At 52.5% G+C, this 21,405-nt stretch carries 17 protein-coding genes and 2 rRNA genes; 4 read left to right on the top strand and 15 right to left on the bottom strand.

The window, feature by feature from the left end; translation table 11 throughout:
* Positions 1–6 precede the first annotated feature (6 nt).
* From L1889_RS01685 to rsmB, 4 genes are all read right to left on the bottom strand, one after another.
* Positions 7–717, bottom strand: a complete 711-nt coding sequence (locus L1889_RS01685; RefSeq protein WP_238663595.1) for a response regulator — start codon at positions 715–717, stop codon at positions 7–9.
* A 21-nt stretch (positions 718–738) separates the two neighbouring features.
* Positions 739–3,045: a sensor histidine kinase gene (locus tag L1889_RS01690; RefSeq protein WP_238663629.1), complete on the bottom strand. Its 2,307-nt coding sequence runs from the start codon at positions 3,043–3,045 to the stop codon at positions 739–741.
* On the bottom strand, positions 3,045–3,713 hold the full coding sequence (locus L1889_RS01695; RefSeq protein WP_238663596.1) for a DUF4390 domain-containing protein: 669 nt from the start codon (positions 3,711–3,713) through the stop codon (positions 3,045–3,047). The genes L1889_RS01690 and L1889_RS01695 overlap by 1 nt, the downstream gene beginning before the upstream one ends.
* 62 nt (positions 3,714–3,775) lie before the next feature.
* Positions 3,776–5,170 carry a 16S rRNA (cytosine(967)-C(5))-methyltransferase RsmB gene (gene rsmB, locus L1889_RS01700; protein ID WP_238663597.1) on the bottom strand — a complete coding sequence of 465 codons (1,395 nt, stop codon included), beginning with the start codon at positions 5,168–5,170 and terminating at the stop codon, positions 3,776–3,778.
* Positions 5,171–5,252: 82 nt separating this feature from the next.
* Here rsmB and L1889_RS01705 point away from each other — a divergent pair, with 82 nt between their 5' ends.
* Both L1889_RS01705 and galE read left to right on the top strand, forming a co-directional pair.
* Positions 5,253–5,774 (top strand): gamma carbonic anhydrase family protein, encoded by a 522-nt coding sequence (locus L1889_RS01705; RefSeq protein ID WP_238663598.1) that lies wholly within the window; start codon positions 5,253–5,255, stop codon positions 5,772–5,774.
* Positions 5,771–6,793 carry a UDP-glucose 4-epimerase GalE gene (gene galE / locus L1889_RS01710; RefSeq protein WP_238663599.1) on the top strand — a complete coding sequence of 341 codons (1,023 nt, stop codon included), beginning with the start codon at positions 5,771–5,773 and terminating at the stop codon, positions 6,791–6,793. Before L1889_RS01705 ends, galE begins: the two co-directional genes overlap by 4 nt.
* Before the next feature lie 143 nt (positions 6,794–6,936).
* On the opposite strand, the gene L1889_RS01715 is transcribed toward galE, so the two are convergent.
* Positions 6,937–8,535, bottom strand: coding sequence for an argininosuccinate lyase (locus L1889_RS01715; protein ID WP_238663600.1), 1,599 nt, complete (start codon positions 8,533–8,535; stop codon positions 6,937–6,939).
* Positions 8,536–8,754: 219 nt separating this feature from the next.
* Here L1889_RS01715 and L1889_RS01720 point away from each other — a divergent pair, with 219 nt between their 5' ends.
* Positions 8,755–9,693: a 2-hydroxyacid dehydrogenase gene (locus L1889_RS01720; protein WP_238663601.1), complete on the top strand. Its 939-nt coding sequence runs from the start codon at positions 8,755–8,757 to the stop codon at positions 9,691–9,693.
* A gap of 26 nt (positions 9,694–9,719) precedes the next feature.
* On the opposite strand, the gene L1889_RS01725 is transcribed toward L1889_RS01720, so the two are convergent.
* The 8 genes from L1889_RS01725 to L1889_RS01760 are packed head-to-tail and all read right to left on the bottom strand — an operon-like array spanning position 9,720 to position 16,689.
* Positions 9,720–11,048: an NAD(P)/FAD-dependent oxidoreductase gene (locus tag L1889_RS01725; protein WP_238663602.1), complete on the bottom strand. Its 1,329-nt coding sequence runs from the start codon at positions 11,046–11,048 to the stop codon at positions 9,720–9,722.
* Positions 11,049–11,084: 36 nt separating this feature from the next.
* A complete protein-coding gene (locus L1889_RS01730; RefSeq protein ID WP_238663603.1) occupies positions 11,085–12,089 on the bottom strand; it encodes an ABC transporter ATP-binding protein in 1,005 nt (334 codons plus the stop codon).
* Positions 12,090–12,092: 3 nt separating this feature from the next.
* Complete coding sequence (locus L1889_RS01735; RefSeq protein ID WP_238663604.1) at positions 12,093–12,341, bottom strand: oligopeptide/dipeptide ABC transporter ATP-binding protein; 249 nt, start codon at positions 12,339–12,341, stop codon at positions 12,093–12,095.
* Positions 12,317–13,150 (bottom strand): ABC transporter ATP-binding protein, encoded by an 834-nt coding sequence (locus tag L1889_RS01740; RefSeq protein ID WP_238663605.1) that lies wholly within the window; start codon positions 13,148–13,150, stop codon positions 12,317–12,319. Before L1889_RS01740 ends, L1889_RS01735 begins: the two co-directional genes overlap by 25 nt.
* Positions 13,150–14,049: an ABC transporter permease gene (locus L1889_RS01745; protein WP_238663606.1), complete on the bottom strand. Its 900-nt coding sequence runs from the start codon at positions 14,047–14,049 to the stop codon at positions 13,150–13,152. Before L1889_RS01745 ends, L1889_RS01740 begins: the two co-directional genes overlap by 1 nt.
* Positions 14,046–14,999 (bottom strand): ABC transporter permease, encoded by a 954-nt coding sequence (locus tag L1889_RS01750; RefSeq protein ID WP_257793801.1) that lies wholly within the window; start codon positions 14,997–14,999, stop codon positions 14,046–14,048. Before L1889_RS01750 ends, L1889_RS01745 begins: the two co-directional genes overlap by 4 nt.
* Before the next feature lie 2 nt (positions 15,000–15,001).
* The gene (locus tag L1889_RS01755) at positions 15,002–15,325 is read right to left on the bottom strand and encodes a hypothetical protein (protein ID WP_238663608.1); all 324 of its coding nucleotides are present in this window, start codon (positions 15,323–15,325) and stop codon (positions 15,002–15,004) included.
* Positions 15,326–15,336: 11 nt separating this feature from the next.
* Positions 15,337–16,689, bottom strand: a complete 1,353-nt coding sequence (locus L1889_RS01760) for a peptide ABC transporter substrate-binding protein (protein ID WP_238663609.1) — start codon at positions 16,687–16,689, stop codon at positions 15,337–15,339.
* Positions 16,690–16,961: 272 nt separating this feature from the next.
* Here L1889_RS01760 and L1889_RS01765 point away from each other — a divergent pair, with 272 nt between their 5' ends.
* A complete protein-coding gene (locus L1889_RS01765) occupies positions 16,962–17,579 on the top strand; it encodes a helix-turn-helix domain-containing protein (RefSeq protein WP_257793802.1) in 618 nt (205 codons plus the stop codon).
* 249 nt (positions 17,580–17,828) lie between these two features.
* Here L1889_RS01765 and rrf read toward each other — a convergent pair.
* Together rrf and L1889_RS01775 are read right to left on the bottom strand one after the other, a co-directional pair.
* Positions 17,829–17,942: ribosomal RNA gene (gene rrf, locus L1889_RS01770) — 5S ribosomal RNA — on the bottom strand.
* 200 nt (positions 17,943–18,142) lie between these two features.
* Positions 18,143–21,027, bottom strand: a 23S ribosomal RNA gene (locus L1889_RS01775).
* Positions 21,028–21,405: the final 378 nt, after the last annotated feature.

Genomic DNA, 21,405 nt, shown 5'->3' on the forward strand with positions numbered 1-21,405 from the left:
AGCTATTTATTGGTTACTGTTGCGACGGCGAGCCGAAGCATCAATACCCAGTTGTTTTAGCTTGCGATACAAGTGAGTACGCTCAAGGCCAGTGCGCTCGGACACACGTGTCATGCTGTAGTTCTCGCGTGCCAGATGATATTCAAAATAAATACGCTCGAACTCGTCACGTGCTTCGCGCAATGGCAAATCAAGCGAGATACTGCCCAGATACGAATTATCGTGTTCTGGCTGAGCGACTGTATCACCTGCCACCGCTAACCCTGCCGTACCAACAGGAGAGCTGCCGGCAGGACCTGAAGCTGTGACTGGCGCCCCTCGTCCTGGCGGTGCTGCGACTTTAGCTGGTACAACAGTACGCTCTAGACCTGAAGCCACTGTGTGCAATAACTTTTGCATGGTGATGGGCTTCTCAAGGAAATCTACTGCTCCGATGCGAGTAGCTTCGAGAGCGGTATCGACCGTTGCGTGCCCGCTCATCATTACTACCGGCATATCGAGCAGGCCTTGTGAGGCCCATTCTTTTAGCAGGCTTACCCCGTCGGTGTCGGGCATCCAGATATCGAGCAATACTAGATCTGGACGTGCGCGCAGACGCGCCGCGCGTGCCTGCGCAGCATTCTCTGCAATTTCTACCGTATGTCCCTCGTCGTACAAAATTTCGGACAAGAGTTCACGGATACCGATTTCATCGTCAACTACCAGAATTCTGGCCATAAACCGTCCCTACGTGCTTTTTTACGCATTATCGTTGCCTTCGGCAGATTTATCCAGTGAAATACTGGATTTCGCCAGGCGCGTTAAGAGGATGGAAATGCGTGCGCCCCCTTCACGACGATTCGAAACATCAATTTTACCGCCGTGTTCCTCTATAATTTTCTTTACTATAGCAAGGCCAAGCCCCGTACCCGTAGCTTTAGTTGTGACGTAAGGCTCAAAAACTCTCGAAAGCAGCTGTTCGTCAAAACCTGGCCCATTATCTGACACCACTAATCGTACCGCATGTGGGCTCCCCTCGGCTTCATTGACCATGCAAGTAGTCTGAACATAAATGCAGGCTTCATTAATTTCTTTTTCCTGAGTCGCGGCATCGGTAGCGTTAGAGAGCAAATTATGAATAATTTGCCGTAGTTGGGTTGAGTCTCCTTCGACCAAAGGCAAGCCCGGTTCGAGCTTTACTTGCAAATTAACGCTGGAGGTTGTGTCCCGGACAACACCCTCTACTGGATCCCACCCGTATAAGGTTAGCACTTCAGAAACCAGTTCATTCAGATCAAGCGCATGCATTTGCGCAGGTGGGGTACGTGCATACTCGCGGAAGTCATCCACCATTTGCTTCAATGATCCCACTTGATTGACGATCGTATTTGTAGAGCGCATCAGCATTGCTGCATCTGCTCCCTCCAGTTTATTGGCTAATTTTAGCGCCAAACGCTCGGCAGAAAGCTGGATGGGTGTTAATGGATTTTTAATTTCATGCGCCAGGCGTCGAGCGACCTCGCCCCAAGCCACCAGTCGGTTAGCTGAAATAACCTCAGTAATGTCGTCAAATACAACCAGATAGCCATTTGAATGCTCATCAATGCGCAGTTCGGTACCACGCGCTAGCAAGGTAATTGTAGTGGACTGCATATCGTGCTCAGTGCCGAAATTAAGCTCAAACTGCTGCTGCCAAAACTGGCGCTCTGAGCCGACGGCTGAATGAGCCGAAAATGCATTACGCAAATGACGCGAAAAATCTACCGCATCGTCCGCTGTTTCCAGAGGACGGCCTTTGACGCTGCGCAAGTCCACATGCAAGATGCGTTGGGCAGCCTGATTAAACATGGTTACGCGAAAAACATCATCAAAAACCAGCACTCCCGAAGATAAACTGCTGAGTACCGACTCAAGATAGACGTTCGAACGCTCTAGTTGCCGGCTATTGTTTTCGACCATACGGCGAGCATCGTCGAGCTGACGGGTCATGGCATTAAAAGAACGGGTAAGCTGGCCCACTTCGTCTTCAGCCGGGGGCTCAGGTATGGGACGATAATCGCCCACTCCTACAGCTTGTGTACCCGCCGCCAACGCCAATAAGGGACGAACCAGCCGGCTTGAGATAGCAATAGCAGCAGCCATGGCTGCAAATACAGCAAGGATCAGGGCAAGGGTTAGCGTGATTCCGTAGAGCTTGCGAAGCCCAACCCGCGATAACGCGAGCTCCTGGTAATCCCTAAAGCCTTGCTGAACCTGATTAGCATGCCGTGCCAGTTTTTCCGGCACGACCTGAGTCACCTGCAACCAGCGCTTATCGCCGCTTTGGCCGAACTGTCCGAGATAGGCTTCGCCACTGCTCAAGGGCAACACTACCCGCAATAGCAGCCCTGTGCTCTCCGGACGCGTAGCCGTAGCGGCATCGTCCAGTTCTGCGGACGAGTACTCTCGTGCCACGCGCAGATGATTCATAACATTTTGCGGCGGCATTTCAGGCAGTGTCACATCAAAGCGGGCTGAGGAAAAGGCAATCAAACGTCCTGAGCTGGTAAAGACCATCACATCACCTACCCCTGCCCGCTCACGCAGGTCGTTAAGTAGTGTGCCCGGCTCAGCATCGGATTCATTCAACGATCTGACCAGACTCTGACTACGCCGCTTTAAATCTGCCAACTGGGTATCAAGGGCGGCCCGCCCCAGATTCAGACCGGATTCAAGTGCTGAATCAACCCGAACGTTAAACCATGATTCGATGGATTTAGACATGAACTGCACCGACAGCACATAAATAAGCGTGCCAGGCAAAATACCGATCAGGGTGAAATACAGCGCAAACCGCGCCGTCATACGCGCGCCAAACTGACGGCGACGGATTTGGCGCAGCAACCGGGCGCTTAGCAATAGCACCCATGACATCAGCGCAACGGCCAACACGCCATTCAGCAGCAACAGAATATCGTACTGCTGGGCGTAACGTGAAGCATTGGCGGTGGACCACACCAGCAGCCCCAACAGCGCCAGCGCGCTGACTGAGGCAATAATTAACGCCACGCGCAGCATCCAACGTATCAAGGCTGGGGCGCGACGTCGGAAATTGAAAAGCTGAAATCTTTCCATGGGGTAGCGAGAGTCCATGATCGGCTATTAATAGCGTCCACCTGGAACGGACGGGCCAATAGCGACGTATCGAGGCGCAGGCGAATTCGCCCGGTCAGTTCTTCGTCTTTATCAAGGTCGTGAGCATAGGCCACCGCCCAGCTGCGAATATGGCGCAATGGAGCGAGCGCATCATTGAGGGTGCTTTCCGGAACCAGGAGTTCGCCCGTACCCACGCGCCACTGTCGCGTTAGCGCGTTGTACATGACACGCCACGTCTGGCTTTCTTTTATCACGTTTTTATCAAACCACCACCAGCGGGCCTGTTTGATTTCAACATCGGCCGTGAAATGCAAAGGGACTCCTTTGTAGGCGGCATCTTCAAGTTCCGGGCTTAGCTCAAACTCAATATCAGCATCAATATACAACTTGCCGTCACGAATAACAGGTTCGACACCTGTTACTTGTTCGTTGGCATTCTCGGAGCGAGGCGCAATACCATATACAGAAACTTCGGTTCTGCCTGCTTCGACAGGCAAGCTTAAGGTTGAGGCATTCGGCAACAACCCCTGCTCGCCGCTAATCTGCCCACGCAGCCCCTGCGCATTGACAAGTGCGCTGCTAGCCAACATCGTCAGCATCAGCAACACTCTTAAAAGCAGCTTAAAAAGAGGGGAAGGGTTACACATCTGCAGGCAAGAACTTAAGTGACTTTACGAAATAGCGCATAGAAGAAACCATCCCCTGAACTCTGGCCCGCACGATTGGGCTTAGGCAGAATTTGACCTGGCGCTTCAAGACACTGAGCATCTGGGTGTCTATAACCGAAAGCGTTGGCCTGTACGGCCCCCTCTTGAGGGAAGAGCGAACACGTAGCATATAGCATGTGTCCGCCAGGCTTTAGTGTACGCCACAAAGCATCTGTAATTTCCTGCTGCAGCGCAGCCGTAGCAAGAATATCTGACTCGCGACGCAGCCATCGTATATCGGGGTGACGCCGAACAATACCAGAGGCCGTACACGGCACATCAGCAAGAATCGCATCAAAACCTTCGCCATCCCACCACGAATCCAGATCGACTGCATCAGCGGCGACTGTCTGCACATTGTCAGACCAGAGGCCTAAACGCTGTAATGTATCGTTAACACGCGTAAGACGCTGTGGATCGGAGTCGAGGGCAAGCATCGAGACATCGGCCTGCTCAAGCAAGTGAGCCGTTTTGCCACCAGGAGCCGCGCAGGCATCCAGCACGCGCATACCGTCGGCAATGGGCAGTAAATAGCCAGCTTGCTGCGCCGAGTAATCTTGCACTGACCACCAGCCCTCGTTAAACCCCGGCAATGAGGTCACAGGTTGTGCCTGGGCCAGAATCACTGCAGCGCCACCTGGCGACCAAGCTTGAATTCCCGTCTGCTCAAGCAACGCCAGCATACGTTGAACACTGCAGCGACGCAGATTAACCCGCAGCGTTAAAGGACCAGGCTCGTTGGACACAGCCAAAATCTCTTCAAATTGCGTCGGATACGCCTTCTTTAACCGGCGAATCCACCATTGCGGGTGATTCCATTTGGCTTCCTGCGTATTCATCGCCACCGCCAAAAGCGCTTCCCGCTCTCGGAGGAAGCGGCGTAAAGTCCCATTTAACAAGGCCTTATAGGGACGCAACGCAATTTGGGAATCAGCGGCGCTAACGGCCTGATCGACCACAGTATGCACTGCGTAAAGCGGCACATCGGGGCGGTCCTGAAAAAACTCAGGCCCATCCTGAGCCTGGGCAGCAGTATCCACCAATGCCAGCGACACCAACAGCAACGCGTCGAACCAGGCGCTCTGCGGTTTGCGCGGCACCATCATTTGACGTAACTGCCGGGCGAGCCCCAGGCGTCTTAGCGCATGAAAACTAACGGACTGTGACGAGGCTCGCAAGGAATCAGGCGTTGCAGCCAGACACTCGGTGAGTGATTTCCCCGATAAAACGCCCTGAATGTGGCGCGAACTGGCCAACAAGGTATCAGATAGAGAAGGAGCTAAGGTAGGCGTAGATGAGGACACTGGATGCTTGCTAAAAAGTAGGGTATTTGGTGGAAACTGTAGCATCTTTTACACTGAACGCAGCCGCTGCGCTCTAAAAATTCAGCTAATGCTACGATTTACCCTACATCGACTCCTACCTATACGCATGACACAATATAAACTTGACGACGTCAGCCCTACTCTTCACGAGAGCGCCTATGTTGCTAACGAAGCGGTACTCATTGGCCGGGTGCAGCTAGACGCCAGCACCAGCGTTTGGCCCTGTGCCGTACTGCGTGGTGACAACGAACTTATACACATCGCAGAAGGCTCCAACGTTCAGGAGGGCGCTGTATTGCACACTGACCCTGGCTACCCCCTTAAGGTAGGTAAAAACGTCACTATCGGGCATCAGGCCATGCTGCACGGCTGTACCATCGAAGACGGAGCCCTGATAGGCATACAAGCCGTTGTGCTAAACGGAGCTGTCATTGGCCGAAACAGTCTGGTCGGAGCGGGTGCCTTGGTTACCGAGGGCAAAGTGTTCCCTGAGCGCTCCTTAATTATCGGCTCGCCCGCCAAAGCCGTACGCACCCTCAGCGATGATGAGCTGGCTAAACTGCACAGCAATGCCAGCAACTACCAGCAGCGCGCAGCCCACTTCAAAACGAATTTAATCAAACTATGAGCTCTTTCATTCTTGTCACTGGCGGCACAGGCTACATAGGAAGCCATACTACTGTCGCGCTGCAGCAGGCCGGCCATCAAGTTCTCATCCTTGATAACTTAAGCAACAGCTCCGTCTCGGTACTTGATGCCATTGCAGCCATCAGCGGCCAGCGGCCTGACTTTATTGAGGGTGACATACGCGACGCGACCGTGCTTGCCCGTGTTTTTTGCGACTACCGCATTGATGCCGTCATGCACTTTGCAGGCTTAAAAGCCGTAGGGGAGTCCGTACAGTTTCCCTTGCGTTATTACGACAATAATGTGCATGGCTCGTTGCAGTTGCTTAGCGCCATGCAGACAGCCAATGTACGCACTTTCATTTTCTCTTCGTCTGCCACGGTCTATGGCGATCCGCAATTCCTGCCGCTGACTGAAGACCATCCCTTATCAAGCACCAACCCCTACGGCCACAGCAAGCTGATGGTAGAAGAGATTCTGGCTAACCTCTACCAAAGTGAAGATTATTGGCGCATCGCCCGCCTCCGTTACTTCAACCCGGTGGGGGCACATAGCAGCGGCCTGATTGGGGAAGCTCCCCAGGGCATCCCCAATAACCTCATGCCCTTCGTTGCACAAGTGGCCACGGGCACACGCGAACATCTACAGGTATTCGGGAATGATTACGACACGCCCGATGGTACCGGCGTTCGCGACTACATTCATGTGCAAGACCTGGCAGATGGACACGTAGCGGCCCTTAAGCATTGCCTGAACAGCGCCTCAGAATTGCTGACCGTCAATCTGGGCACGGGTATAGGCTATTCGGTGCTTGAAATGGTTAAAGCTTTCGAGCGCACCAGCGACACCAGCATCGCCTACAAAATTGCACCCAGACGACCGGGCGACATCGCAGCCTGCTGGGCTGATACGTTATTAGCCGAACAAACACTAGGCTGGAAAGCCCAAAAAGGCATACAGGAAATGTGCGATGACGCATGGCGCTGGCAACGCCACTTTGCTTCTCGTGAGAAACCCTAAGCTCGCAGCTGGCTATACTTGTTGCTGAAACCCAAGGAAGAACCTCAACGCTCTAAGGCCAAGCTCCTTGGGTAGCGTTGAGGTTTTTTTACTTTGACAAAAGCGTTTAACAGCTAAAGCGTGGTAGACGCGGTCGATGCCGGCTAAGGCAGCAGCCGGTCAAACGCATCGCTCAACATTTTATCTGCGTTTGCCAAACCCTCCCGCCTCTCCTCCAACCAGGCCTGCGACTGAGCCAGCTCGTTCTGGGACTTCTTAAGCATGCGCTCTACTTCTGCGGGCTGGGGGCCTCCAGTACCCAGCCGGGTCTCGACCATCTTGCGTGCCGACAGCACATCACGGAATCGCTGCTCGGATATGGGTAAGTCCGAAACAGGCAAATCGTAATTGGCGAGCGCCTTTTTATACAGTTCGGCGGCAACATTATAGGAAAAGTCTCGGGGACGCAAACCGTCTGCACGTGCGCGGGAAACAACCAACGACGCAAAACTATGCCCAACCCGGAATGGGATCGCATGGTCCTTCTGCAAAACCTCAGCCAGTTCCATTGAGGTTGTCCAATCGTCTTCCAGTTCCTCAAGCGATCTCTCGGGATCAACCTTCAGCGCTACCAACACCCGATTCGTATTGCGAATCATGTTTACAGCGTGGGCGACCACGCCCAGTTCGGCCCAGGGGTTCTTGTAGTCAGTCATGCCCGTACTGACATTATGGGCGCGAATCGTTACGGTATGAGTCAATCCAACGACATTGGAAGCCGCTTCTCGCGCTCTCATGATCAGCCCCGGATTACGTTTCTGCGGCATAGCGCTGCTTGAATAGGTAGCACTTTCGTCCAGTAGCATCCATGGCCGTGTCTGGTGGTACTGAGTATGAACGTCATTCATGAAAGCGCCCAGCCGTATCGCACCCGAATTCAGAATCGCCATGGCTTCCAGAGACACATCAGAAGGGCTGACCTGGCCCGCATCCAAAGAATTCTCGATAACGCCGTCAAAGCCCAGCAACTCTGCCAGCCGTTCACGGTTCAGGGGCCAACTGGAGTTGGCCAGTACTGCTGTTCCCATCGCACTAAGATTCATCCTGGTATAAAGCCCGGCCATGCGTTGAGCATCCCGTTCAAAAGAAGCATCATAGGCGAGCAAGTAATGAGCCAGGGAAATAGGCATGGCCTGCACCCCATTGGTGTAGGCAGGCATGACTGTATCCACATGCTCTGATGCCAGTTGCTGCAGATTGGCACGCAAAACAGTCAGCACTTCAAAATAGTCCAGCATCTGATTGCGTAACTGAGCCATACGGAACGTTGCATACATATCCTGGCGGCTGCGCCCAGTATGCACCAGCGAGGCATCCGGCCCGATCGCCTCACTTATTATGCCTTCGATCTGCAACACGTCTGAAGGCCTCTTTCCTCCTTCCGCATCGGCCTGCCTGATCGTATGGTCCACTCCCTTGGCCAAGGTAAGCGCCGTGTCCTTCGTAATGATGCCCTCCTCCTGAAGCATCACAATCGAGGCTTTGTTGATTTTATTAAGCCAATAAAACTGGTCTTCCTGCCTGTCATTTTCGCTTGTGGGCGGGCCGCTTGGAATGCCAGCAGATGTGCCAATCTTGGCCGCAAGGGCATTACATTCGGCTGTCGTCTTGCAGCCCTGCTTAGACGGTGCCGCAGTCAGGGCTGCCATAGGCGACAGCAGCGCGGCCACCACCGCCATGCGGATCAGTGTCGGGTGGGTCATAAGTCTCTCCTCCGTTATAAGTAATGCGTGTAAAACGCAATAAATATAGTAGTGACTCACTTTCACACGAACGATTGTGGAAATACGTCCTTGCGGAGTAATCCGATTTCCGCTAGAAGCCCACTACGGTTGTTTGCGCTATCGTAAACCCGTCTAACAAAAACAGCTTTTTTACTTATACTCATCAGGTCTTATCAAATAATAAATAAGGAATCACGGGTGTCGTTGATTGTTAAGTCGGGCACTGCCGCCTGCATCACGCAATGGCGTGAGTTGTTCGCACAACATTTACCTGAGCTGAAAGTACAGTGGTGGGACGATCCGGACATTATTCCGGACGAAATCCGATACGCCCTGGTGTGGGAACCCGAAGCAGGAAGGCTGGCAAGCTATAAAAACCTGGAAATAATATTTAGTAGCGGAGCCGGAATCGACCACTTACTGATCGATCCTTCGCTGCCTCCAGCCGTTCCCCTCGTGCGCATGGTCACCGAAGAAACCGGGCAGCGTATGGCTGAGTACGTGACTTGGGCGGTGCTTAGCCTGCATCTGCGCATCGATCAGGCCTTGCAGCAGCAAGAAAGAAAAGTCTGGCATACCTACGACATACCCCGCACCGCAGCCCAACGCCGGGTAGGAGTAATGGGTTTAGGAGGCTTAGGACAAAGCTGCGCCAAGATGCTGGCGAATGTGGGCTTTCAAGTCTCTGGCTGGTCCAGGGGCCGTAAAAAGGTAGGGCAAGTCGCGTCCTATGCCGGCAAAGACGAACTCGCCCCCTTCTTAAGCTGCTGCGATATCCTGATCTGCCTATTGCCCAGCACACCGGAAACGGCCGGCATTTTAAATGAAGAGACGCTTAACCTGCTTCCAGAAGGCGCGGGAATTATCAATGCAGGACGTGGCGACCACATTATTGATCAGGCTTTACTCGACGCGCTAGATAAGGGGCACGTCGGCGCCGCAATTCTTGACGTCTTTAGCGAAGAACCCCTGAGCAGCTACTCGCCATACTGGAATCACCCCAAGGTTATCGTTACCCCGCATATTGCCGCCAACCCCTCCAGAGCGGCCAGAGTCAGCTATGTGGCCGATAGCATCACGCGTCATCGACGTGGGGAATCGCTGCCCAATCAGTACGATCTGAAGCGCGGCTACTGACCGTCAACAGCCCACTACCCTAAGGGCTACATCATTCCCGGTTTACCCAAATCGCTACCGTCGAAAAACCGGCTGTAGCGAAACGCGGTGGCGTCCACAATAGGGCGGTCACCTGCAACCAGGTCAGCGGTCAGCTGACCGGCCGCAAGGCCGATGCCAAAGCCGTGTCCGCTATAGCCTGTGGATAAATAGAAGCCAGGGCAACTTTGTATTTCATCAATCACCGGAATAGCATCCGGGGTGTTATCGATGAACCCGCCCCAAGACTCGATAACACGCACTCCAGCCAAAGCCGGCACGTACCTTGCGAGTGTCTCTTCAGCTTCCCGAACAAGGCTAAGATCAGGCGCAGGATTCAAAACACGGACTTCTTCGAATGGACTGACTTGCTGTGCGGACCACTGCCTGAAAGCTTCGGGTCCGCGGAAAAAAGATTTGCCAGCACGAATTTTTACGCCTTCCTTGCGAGCTTTATAGGTAGGCCAGAAAGCCCTGGCGTATTTCATCCCCTGGGGGCTAAGCTCCACTCGCCCCCGTCCGGCCAGTCCCAGCGTATAGCCGCCATCCAGACGACGCCGTATTGTCAGGCCAGGCAACGATAAACCGCCGCTGATGACCTCAGGTGCGACCTCAGTGCGCATAGAGGTGCTGTAGACACCTGCTTGAGGTAATGCAAGACCGTGATGCCGCGCAAACATGGCAGACCACGCCCCCGCAGCACATACGACCGCATTGGTCTGTATCGAGCCCCGCTCTGTGACGACTCCTGATACCCTGCCTGCAGATCGCTCCAGACCCCGGGCTGCACAGTTCTGCAAAATAATCAGGCCCTGCTCTTGCGCAAGCAACGCCAGTGTGGGCACCGCAATGCCGGGTTCCGCCCGCCCATCGCTTGAGCTGGTGCACCCGCCCAGCCACTGGCCTTCGGCGGGCAAGGCCATCGCCTTGGCCTCGACAGAGCTCAGCATTCGGCTGTCAACATCATAGCCGCGGGCCATTTGATTCCAGCTTTCCCAGGCAGCCATATCGGCAGGTCTATCCGAGACATAGGTGATTCCTGTGCGCCTAAAACCCATGTCCCGTCCTGTATCCAGCTGAATTTGCTCCCACTGATCCAGACTGGCTTTAATAAGCGGGAGTTCCCGTTCATCCCGATTCTGCTTCCTGCACCAGCCCCAGTTCCGGCTGGACTGCTCTGCAGCGACTCTTCCTTTTTCCACCACCACGACCGATAAACCTTTTTTTATCAAGCCATACGCCGTTGCAATACCAATAATTCCACCGCCTATAACTACTACATCAGCCCGAGCGGGAACCTTCTCGCTACTTGGTACCGACAACACATCTAAAGACATGACCTTCTCCCTCTGGAGAGTAACAACAATTGAACGCTAAAATGCGGCTCTTAAATTCAGATCATCGCGTATGCAAGCTTTGAAGTGCCCCGGCGCCTGCTCTTCCAGAATTGGCGCATGCTCGGCGCACCGATCAATGGCGTACCGGCAGCGCGACCTGAACGTACAGCCAGAGGGTGGATTGATTGGGCTGGGTATGTCGCCCTCCAACATAATCCGGGCACGCCTTTTGATCGTAGGATCTGGCACAGGCACCGACGACAGCAAGGCTTCGGTATAAGGGTGCTGGGGATGCATGAACAACTGCCTGGTAGGGGCAATCTCAACGATCCGTCCTAAATACATGACCGCTACACGATCAGAAATATGGCCCACCACGGACAAGTCGTGAGCAATAAACAGCACGGTTAGCCCCAGGGCCTGCTTGAGCTCTAGCAGCAGATTCACCACTTGCGCCTGAATGGAGACATCCAGGGCCGAAACTGGTTCATCGGCGATCAACAGATCGGGTTTACAGATCAAGGCACGGGCAATGCCTACACGCTGACGCTGCCCGCCGGAAAACTCATGCGCATAGCGCTGAGCCATCTCCGGCCGAATTCCAACGATTTCCAGTATGTCGTGCACCTGCTGCCGGCGATCCGCATCACTGGAACCAAGTCCATGTATTTTTAACGGCGCTCCTACAATCTGCTCTACAGTATGCTTAGGGTTTAACGAAGCATAAGGATCTTGAAACACCATTTGCATACGCTGTCGAACCGGACGCATCGCCCGCCTGGACAGCTTACTGATATCGCGGCCCTCGAAATGAATAGAACCCTGGGTTGGCTCAACCAGTTTCAACAACGTTCTGCCCACCGTCGTTTTCCCGGAACCGGACTCGCCTACCAGCCCCAGCACCTCTTTTTTATGCAGACTAAAAGAAACGTTATCCACAGCCTTCAACGACTTTTCAGTCCTGCCCAAAACATCACGCTGCAAAACAAACTCTTTGCTGAGTCCTTCGACCTCCAGCAACACCTCAGTATCCTGATACATCCATCACTCCCAAGATAGTTCACGCCAACGCGCGCAGCGCACTGAGTGTTGTTCGCCAATTGCTTCCAGCGGTGGGACCTTCGTCGTACAGACCGGATCCCGGCTATAGTCGCAGCGCTCGGAAAAGCTGCAGCCTGCAGGCAGATTAAAGGGACTGGGCACGTTTCCCCGGATAGCTGGCAGTGGCTTTTGATGTCCATCAAAAACACTCAGCTTTGGCACCGACTTTAATAGACCCACGGTATAGGGCATGCGTGGTTTTTTAAAAGAGTTACCACATCCGCTTTTTCTACAATGCGACCGCTATACATCACCATGACCCTGTCAGCGACCTCGGCCACTACCCCTAAATTATGGGTAATGAACAGCATCGCCATATTGGTCTTAGCCTGCAGCTCCTGCAACAGCTCCAGGATTTGCGCCTGAATCGTGACGTCCAGGGCCGTGGTAGGCTCGTCAGCAATAAGCAAGGCGGGGTCACCTGAGAGCGCCATGGCAATCATTGCTCGCTGGCGCATGCCGCCCGAAAGCTCGTGCGGGTAGTTTGCCAGCCGGTGCAAAGGATCGGTAATGCCTACGAGCTCTAATAGCTCTGCAGCACGATCCGCCGCCGCCTTTTTACTCAAGCCATGCCGCAGACGCACACCTTCTGAGATTTGATTGCCAATGGTATGTAGAGGATTGAAGGATGTCATTGGCTCTTGAAACACCATCGACACTACGCCACCACGCAAGGCCCTCATCTGTCGTTCTGAAGCGCTGACCGCTTCGTAGCTGTCTCCATTAGCGTCCCGCAAATGGACTTCGCCAGATAGCACGGCTCGAGGGGCTGGTGGCGTCAGGCGCATGATGGCCAGACTCGTTACGCTCTTTCCGGAGCCCGACTCGCCCACCAAGGCAACGGTTTCCCCTTGATTGATCGTAAAAGAAACGTCGTTTACCGCTGTAACCATGCCGTTTGGCGTACGAAACTTTACGCTCAAGTTTCGCACATCCAGAATCGGAGTGAGCTCTTTCTGTCCATCTGTCGCATGCTGCATATCAGTCGTTAACGTAGACATTAGGCCTCCGCCCTGGGATCCAGCGCATCACGCAGGCCATCACCAATAAAGTTAATACTCGTCACTGCCAGGGTGATCATCAAACCAGGCAAAATTGCCAGCCAGGGGCCACTCTGCAGATACGATTGTGCTCCGCCCAGCATATTGCCCCAGCTTGGCGTTGGCGGTTGAATTCCATAGCCTAAAAAGCTGATATAGGATTCCATTAAAATCGCGGTGGCCACATTCAATGTGGCCGCGACCACAATGGGCGCGACAGCATTGGGTAGCAGCTCTCTGAACATAATCCGTGCATCGCTTGCGCCCAGCGCCAAAGCTGCAATCGTAAAGTCGCGTTCTTTTAGTGAACGAATTTGCGCTTCGACGATACGGGCCACTTCCATCCAGCCCGTAGCAGCTAGCAATAAGATGATGGTGAAGACGTCTGGCTTAATAAACGCCGATAAGGCCAGCAACAGGAAAATGGTAGGAAAACAAAGTACGGCATCCACAAAACGCATTAGCGTTGCACCAATAACACCACCGTAGTAGCCGGCAATCACGCCTATGGTTACTCCGATCAGCATACTCAGTATCATCGAGCCAAAACCAACCGCCAACGAGATCCGTCCCGCCGACAGGAGCCGGGCCAACATGTCTCGTCCTAGCTGGTCTGTCCCTAAGATGTACTCACTTTGAAAAGGTGGAGTAAACCGGGCAAGAATATTGATGGACATATCATCATGCGTCAGCAAATACGGCCCAAAAGCACAGCCTAGCACCAGCAGTGTGATGACAAGCACACCGAACATGGCCAGGCGGTGCCGTAAAAATCGGCTCCAGCCCGAGTTCGATTTACGCGGAGCATCAGCGCTCAGAACAGCCGGATCCACCACGGCAGAAACATTGACGCCACTCATCCGTTCATCCTTATACGCGGGTCGACCAAGCTATACGAAATATCAGCCAGCAAGCTGCCGATCAGCACTAATATGGCAGTGAACATAAGAATGCCCATCACCGTCGGGTAATCTCTGTAGCTAATGGAATCTAAAAAGAGACGCCCCATTCCCGGCCAGGCGAAGACGGTTTCTGTGACCAGGGCTCCGCTTAACAGTGTAGGAAGCTGTAATCCAGCAATCGTTATCATGGGAAGCATGGCGTTACGCAAAATATGTGTAAACAAAATTCGTCGGTCAGATAGCCCTTTGGACTTAGCGGTACGCACAAAGTCTTGATGCAGTACGTCAAGCATGGACGAACGCATATAACGGCTCCAGGTAGCGGTGCTTACCAGCGCCAGGACAATCGACGGAGCAATCAGATGATGCAGATGATTCAGGAACGACCCATCGCCCGCGGTGAAACGGTTCCCTGAGGGCAGCCACTGCAACTCGACTGAAAAGATATAAATCACAACCAGTCCAAACCAAAAGGTAGGAATGGAAATTGCGATCATGGATCCTATCGTAGATAGCGAATCGAAAAATGAGTTACGTTTGACAGCACCCATCACTCCAATCCAGCCGCCCAACAAAACAGCCAGAACAGTGGCGGAAAACATCAGCTCGAAAGTAGCCCCTACATGAGTCGCAATAATCTGCAGCACAGGTTTCTGATCTCGATATGAATTCCCCCAGTCGCCCTGCAGCATTCGCCATAGCCACTCGGCATACTGAATCAACATGGGTCGGTCAAGCCCCAGCTGCGCTTCGATTCTGGCCATATCGGCAAGAGTCAGATCGCTGGACAACGCATATTGAGACATAGGCCCGCCGGGGGCCAAATGCAAAATAGAGAAGCCGATCATAGTGACCAAAAGTAATATTATGATCGCTAAGAACAGCCTCCTTGCGAGGTAAATCGCCATAATTAACTAGCCCAATACCAGGTGCCGGCATTCCAGCTGTTAGACAACACGTTGACGTTGTTCTTGTACCCCATCAAGCCTTTCTTGTAGCCTTCGATACGTGCCATCTGGTAGAGCGGCAAGATATGCAGGTCTTCCCGAAGCAGCTCTTGAAGCTCAAGGTAAACGGCTTTGCGCTCGTCGTGATTAATGGTGGTTTGTCCTTTTAGCAGCAGTTCGTCGACCTTTGGGTCGGCATACTGGGAAACATTACTTCCACTGCCACCTTTACGTGGAGTCGCCTGGCTGTTAAAGCGGTAACTAACGTCAGGATCGCTTCCAGTCATGAAATTAACGGCTACCAAGGTGCTTTCGAACTCTGATTTAAACCAGAAATCCCCCACATGACTGCTGCTGGCATGTTATTGATTTTCATGTCAACGCCTAGCTTGAGCCAGTCTTGCTGTATTAGCTGCTGAGTTTGTGCACGCAATTCGCTGCCGCTGGTAGTCGATAAGTCAAAGGCCAGCTTTACACCGTCTTTTTCACGTATACCACCACTGCCCCGGACCCATCCAGCCTCATCCAATATCGCATTCGCTGCATCAAGATCGTATACCTGCTTCGGCAAATCCGCGTTATAGGCCCAGGACTCATTAGGTAAAAAAGACTCGGTAGGGGCGGGCAAGCCGTAATAGATCAGATCAATAATGGCCTGTTTGTTTATGCCTTGGTACAGGGCTTGTCTGACCTCTTTATGCTTTAACGCAGGATGTTCATGATTAGGCGTGATGGATTCAATACTTGCTGTCTGATTCACATCGATCACCAGGTCAGGCAGCTGACTAGCTTCTTCGTAAAAGTTGTTCAAGATACCGTTGATGCCGACCATATCGACTTGTCCAGTTCTAAACTGGGTATACAGCGCGTTCATATCAGGTATGTATTTAAAGACCAGACGCTCTATATACGGTCCATCACCGAAGTAATCGGTGTTTGCCTCGAGGACCAGACGATCGCCCGAGGTTCGGCTGCCCCATTTAAATGGCCCAGTACCGACGGGCTGCTGATTAAAGGGCGCCGTATTAGGATCGTCAGCTTTGCCCAAGATATGCGCAGGCACCATAAAGGTTGAGCTTAATTGAGACCAGTAAGGAGCATACAAGCGGTCCATTTCCCACGTTAATTCGTGCGGGCCGACAACTTGAATGTTTTTTACAAGCTCATGGCCTTGACGGGTGCGGGAATTGAAATCAGGATTATTAATCAGCTCAAGAGTGAATTTAACGTCTTCAGCGGTAAAGGGGGTGCCATCATGCCAGACCACATCGTCTCGCAAACGAATGCGCCAGTTCAAGCCGTCCTCAGAAACGCCTCCATTCTCTACAGAAGGAATTTCTGTCGCCAGCTTCGGATGAAGCTGGCCTGTTTCATCGCAGTTCCATAACGGATCATAGAGATTCCACCAAACGCCATGATCGACCTCAATAGAGGATAGCAATGGATTAAATACTGTGCTTTCCTGAGACAAACCGACAACCACCTGACCTTTAGGAGCTGCTGGGGGAGCTGTGGCTGCAGCAGGCTGTTGCGCCAGGGCTTTTCCGTTATACATCACGCTCATGCCTGTTGCAGCAGCAAGTGCAAGCAGTTGACGTCGGGTAATACGACCACCTTCGTACAACCAGGCATCTTGGTTTTTCTTTGTCATTCCCCAGCTCCTAATTTCAGATACAATGAATTTTAATTTTAAATTTCACTATGAGTATCAACATTTTTACTCTTTAGTGAGACTGTTCGTCAATGAAGCAAACCCTAAATTACAGGCTTAACAAGGGAATACCCCGAGCAATTTAGCAAAATTTATCGATATATTAGGTTCAGCCTTTTCCGATTTGTGTAACTCTTTTAAACGCCTGCTTTGAAATGCATTCGGTGCACTTCAAAGGCCAAGGGGCTTAAACCAATTTTTCACATTTACGCATGGTCAAACCGTCCACAGTTATCGCCCCTCAAGAAGCCGATCCCCAAGCCGATCTCCGACTAGGCAATACGCTGCGCAGAATACGCAAGCAATCCGGAATGTCGATCAAACAAATGGCTGTAAAGACAAATCTGTCAGCGGCTATGATCAGCCAGATAGAGCGTGGCCTATCTACCCCCTCCTTACGTTCGGTACGCTCTCTAAGCATGGCATTGGACGTACCAGTCGCAGAGTTATTTAATGATGAGCACGATCTTTCTGCGACATCAGCAGAACGTCATATCGTGCGATTCGAACATCGCCGGCGTTTAACGCTCGCCGATAATAAAGTGATCAAGGAATTGCTGACGCCACCAGAGCCCAGCAACCTGGAAGTGTATGAAATCACATTAAACCCAGGAGGGTCATCAGGCGTAGGCTATCGCACCTCAGAAGGTGAAAAGTGCTGCTATGTACTTGAGGGAGAAATGATGCTGTGGCTGGAAAAAGAAAAATTCATCATCAGAACAGGCGACAGTTTCCGCATTCCTGCCACCATGCCCCACCAGTTCAAAAATACAGCCAAGACCCCCTGCACGTTGCTGTGGATCATTACCTTGCCCTCTTGGGCGAGGTAGGCAGTAGTAATAGCCAGCTGCAGACGAGAATACGTTCTCAGCGGCTGATATTTGATGGCAACAAGGGAGATCGCTCTCTTAACGGCAGCGTAGCCGCGTGTATGAGCTACTGGATGAATACGGTCTGTTTGGCTAGCAAGAGCCGGGCTGGCCCGGCAAACGCAGAGCCCGGCACGGGCTGCAGGGCGCGAAAGCAGCAGACGTAAAAAAACCCCCACTCGATCACGAGCGGGGGTTTTTCGTATAAGTGCCTGACGATGACCTACTTTCACAGACGTCCGTCCACTATCATCGGCGCAAAGGCGTTTCACGGTCCTGTTCGGAATGGAAAAGGGGTGGTGCCACCTTGCTATGGTCGTCAAGCGTAAACTTGCGTGCCCCTCGCGCTCAACGCATCGTTGAGCCCAAAAGGCCAATCTGGGAAAAAGCACAATGCGGTGTCAACAGCGTCGCCCTGGGGGCGTGAGGCTGTCTGAACCATGTATTCATGTCATTTGCGTGTGTGGTATTGCGTTTTTTTGTTTCTGAACGACACTTGAAAACCCACTAACCTAAACGGTTATAGGATCAAGCCTCACGGGCAATTAGTACTGGTTAGCTACGTGCATTACTGCACTTCCACACCCAGCCTATCAACGTTCTGGTCTCGAACGACCCTTCAGGGGAGTCAAGCTCCCGGGATACCTAATCTTCAGACGAGTTTCCCGCTTAGATGCCTTCAGCGGTTATCTCTTCCGTACTTAGCTACTCGGCAATGCCATTGGCATGACAACCGATACACCAGCGGTACGTCCACTCCGGTCCTCTCGTACTAGGAGCAGGCTCCGTCAAGTATCCAACGCCCACGGCAGATAGGGACCAAACTGTCTCACGACGTTTTAAACCCAACTCACGTACCTCTTTAAATGGCGAACAGCCATACCCTTGGGACCGGCTACAGCCCCAGGATGAGATGAGTCGACATCGAGGTGCCAAACACCGCCGTCGATATGAACTCTTGGGCGGTATCAGCCTGTTATCCCCAGAGTACCTTTTATCCGTTGAGCGATGGCCCTTCCATACAGAACCACCGGATCACTATGTCCTACTTTCGTACCTGTTCGACGTGTCAGTCTCACAGTTAAGCACGCTTATGCCATTGCACTATCGACACGATTTCCGACCGTATCTAGCGTACCTTCGAACTCCTCCGTTACACTTTAGGAGGAGACCGCCCCAGTCAAACTGCCCACCATGCACGGTCCCCGATCCGGATAACGGACCTAGGTTAGAACCATAAAACGACCAGGGTGGTATTTCAAGGTTGGCTCCACGCAGACTAGCGTCCACGCTTCAATGCCTCCCACCTATCCTACACAGGCCGGTTCACAATCCAATGCAAAGCTACAGTAAAGGTTCATGGGGTCTTTCCGTCTAGCCGCGGGTAGATTGCATCATCACAACCACGTCAACTTCGCTGAGTCTCAGGAGGAGACAGTGTGGCCATCGTTACGCCATTCGTGCAGGTCGGAACTTACCCGACAAGGAATTTCGCTACCTTAGGACCGTTATAGTTACGGCCGCCGTTTACCGGGGCTTCGATCAAGAGCTTGCACCCCATCACTTAACCTTCCGGCACCGGGCAGGCGTCACACCCTATACGTCCACTTTCGTGTTTGCAGAGTGCTGTGTTTTTAATAAACAGTCGCAGCCACCATTTCTCTGCGGCCCCTTCATGCTCAGTGCGCAAGCACCTCACACTACCAGGGCATACCTTCTCCCGAAGTTACGGTATTAATTTGCCGAGTTCCTTCTCCTGAGTTCTCTCAAGCGCCTTGGAATATTCATCCCGTCCACCTGTGTCGGTTTGCGGTACGGTCTTGTAAAGCTGAAGCTTAGAGGCTTTTCTTGGAACCACTTCCAATCAGTTTAGGGCCGTAGCCCTATTCAGTGACACCCTTGAATTACGCGCCCGGATTTGCCTAAGCGCCTTCTTCGATGCCCCAACGGAGACGTCCAACACTCCGATGACCTTCCGCGATCCGTCCCCCCATCGCACTTTACAATGGTGCGGGAATATTAACCCGCTTCCCATCAGCTACGCATCTCTGCCTCGCCTTAGGGGCCGACTCACCCTGCGCCGATGAACGTTGCGCAGGAAACCTTGGACTTACGGCGAGGGGGCTTTTCACCCCCTTTATCGCTACTCATGTCAGCATTCTCACTTCTGATACCTCCAGCAGCCTTTACAAGCTACCTTCGCAGGCCTACAGAACGCTCTCCTACCACGTGCACGTAAACGTGCACATCCGCAGCTTCGGTAACCGGCTTAGCCCCGTTACATCTTCCGCGCAGGACGACTCGATCAGTGAGCTATTACGCTTTCTTTAAAAGATGGCTGCTTCTAAGCCAACTTCCTGACTGTCTATGCCTTCCCACTTCGTTTCCCACTTAGCCCGTTTTAGGGACCTTAGCTGGCGGTCTGGGTTGTTTCCCTCTTGAGTCCGGACGTTAGCACCCGGTGCTCTGTCTCCCGCGCTGTACTTGTCGGTATTCGGAGTTTGCCATGGGTTGGTAAGTCGCTGTGACCCCCTAGCCATAACAGTGCTCTACCCCCGACAGTAATACGCGAGGCACTACCTAAATAGTTTTCGGAGAGAACCAGCTATCTCCAGGCTTGTTTAGCCTTTCACTCCAATCCACAGTTCATCCCCTAATTTTTCAACATTAGTGGGTTCGGTCCTCCAGCACGTGTTACCGTGCCTTCAACCTGACCATGGATAGATCGCCTGGTTTCGGGTCTACACCCAGCGACTGATTCGCCCTATTCGGACTCGCTTTCGCTACGCCTCCCCTATTCGGTTAAGCTTGCCACTGAATGTAAGTCGCTGACCCATTATACAAAAGGTACGCAGTCACACCCGAAGGTGCTCCTACTGTTTGTATGCATGCGGTTTCAGGATCTATTTCACTCCCCTTCCGGGGTTCTTTTCGCCTTTCCCTCACGGTACTGGTTCACTATCGGTCGATCACGAGTATTTAGCCTTGGAGGATGGTCCCCCCATATTCAGACAGGATTTCACGTGTCCCGCCCTACTTGTCTAACGCCTAGTACCACCGATTTGATTTCGCTTACGGGACTATCACCCACTACGGTTGACCTTTCCAGATCATTCAACTATCAAATCGACTATCACGTTAAGGCTGGTCCGGTTTCGTTCGCCACTACTTCCGGAATCTCGGTTGATTTCTTTTCCTCAGGCTACTGAGATGGTTCAGTTCACCTGGTTAGCTTCGCTACACCTATGTATTCAGTGTAGGATACGACATCGCTGTCGTGGGTTCCCCCATTCGGACATCTACGGATCAAAGCTTGTTTGTCAGCTCCCCGTAGCTTTTCGCAGACTACCACGTCCTTCATCGCCTGTGATCGCCAAGGCATCCGCCGCATGCACTTATTCGCTTGATCCTATAACGCTTTAGGCTAATTATAGGATTATGAGTTTTCGCGTTGTGCCGTTCATCACTCACAATATCCACATTGATTAATCAATGCGCTATCTATATTGAGAACTATTTGAACAAAATTGTTGATTTTGCAATCACAACCCGCATATTCACACATCCCGATATATTATCGCGATGCATCATGAATACACTTCGTTGTGCTTTTTCCAGATTGTTAAAGAACAAGTTAAAACCATCGAGCTAATCAGCCCAACGAGCAGTACCGTCTAAAAAAACGATACTGGTCGTTGAACTGAGCCATACACCGCTTTTTTCGGCCAACGCCGAGGCGTGCAATGTCTCAATTCCTTCCATGAACCAAACTTGCCAACAACGCTGT

Source organism: Paenalcaligenes niemegkensis (assembly GCF_022230885.1).
GTDB classification, from domain to species: domain Bacteria; phylum Pseudomonadota; class Gammaproteobacteria; order Burkholderiales; family Burkholderiaceae_B; genus Paenalcaligenes; species Paenalcaligenes niemegkensis.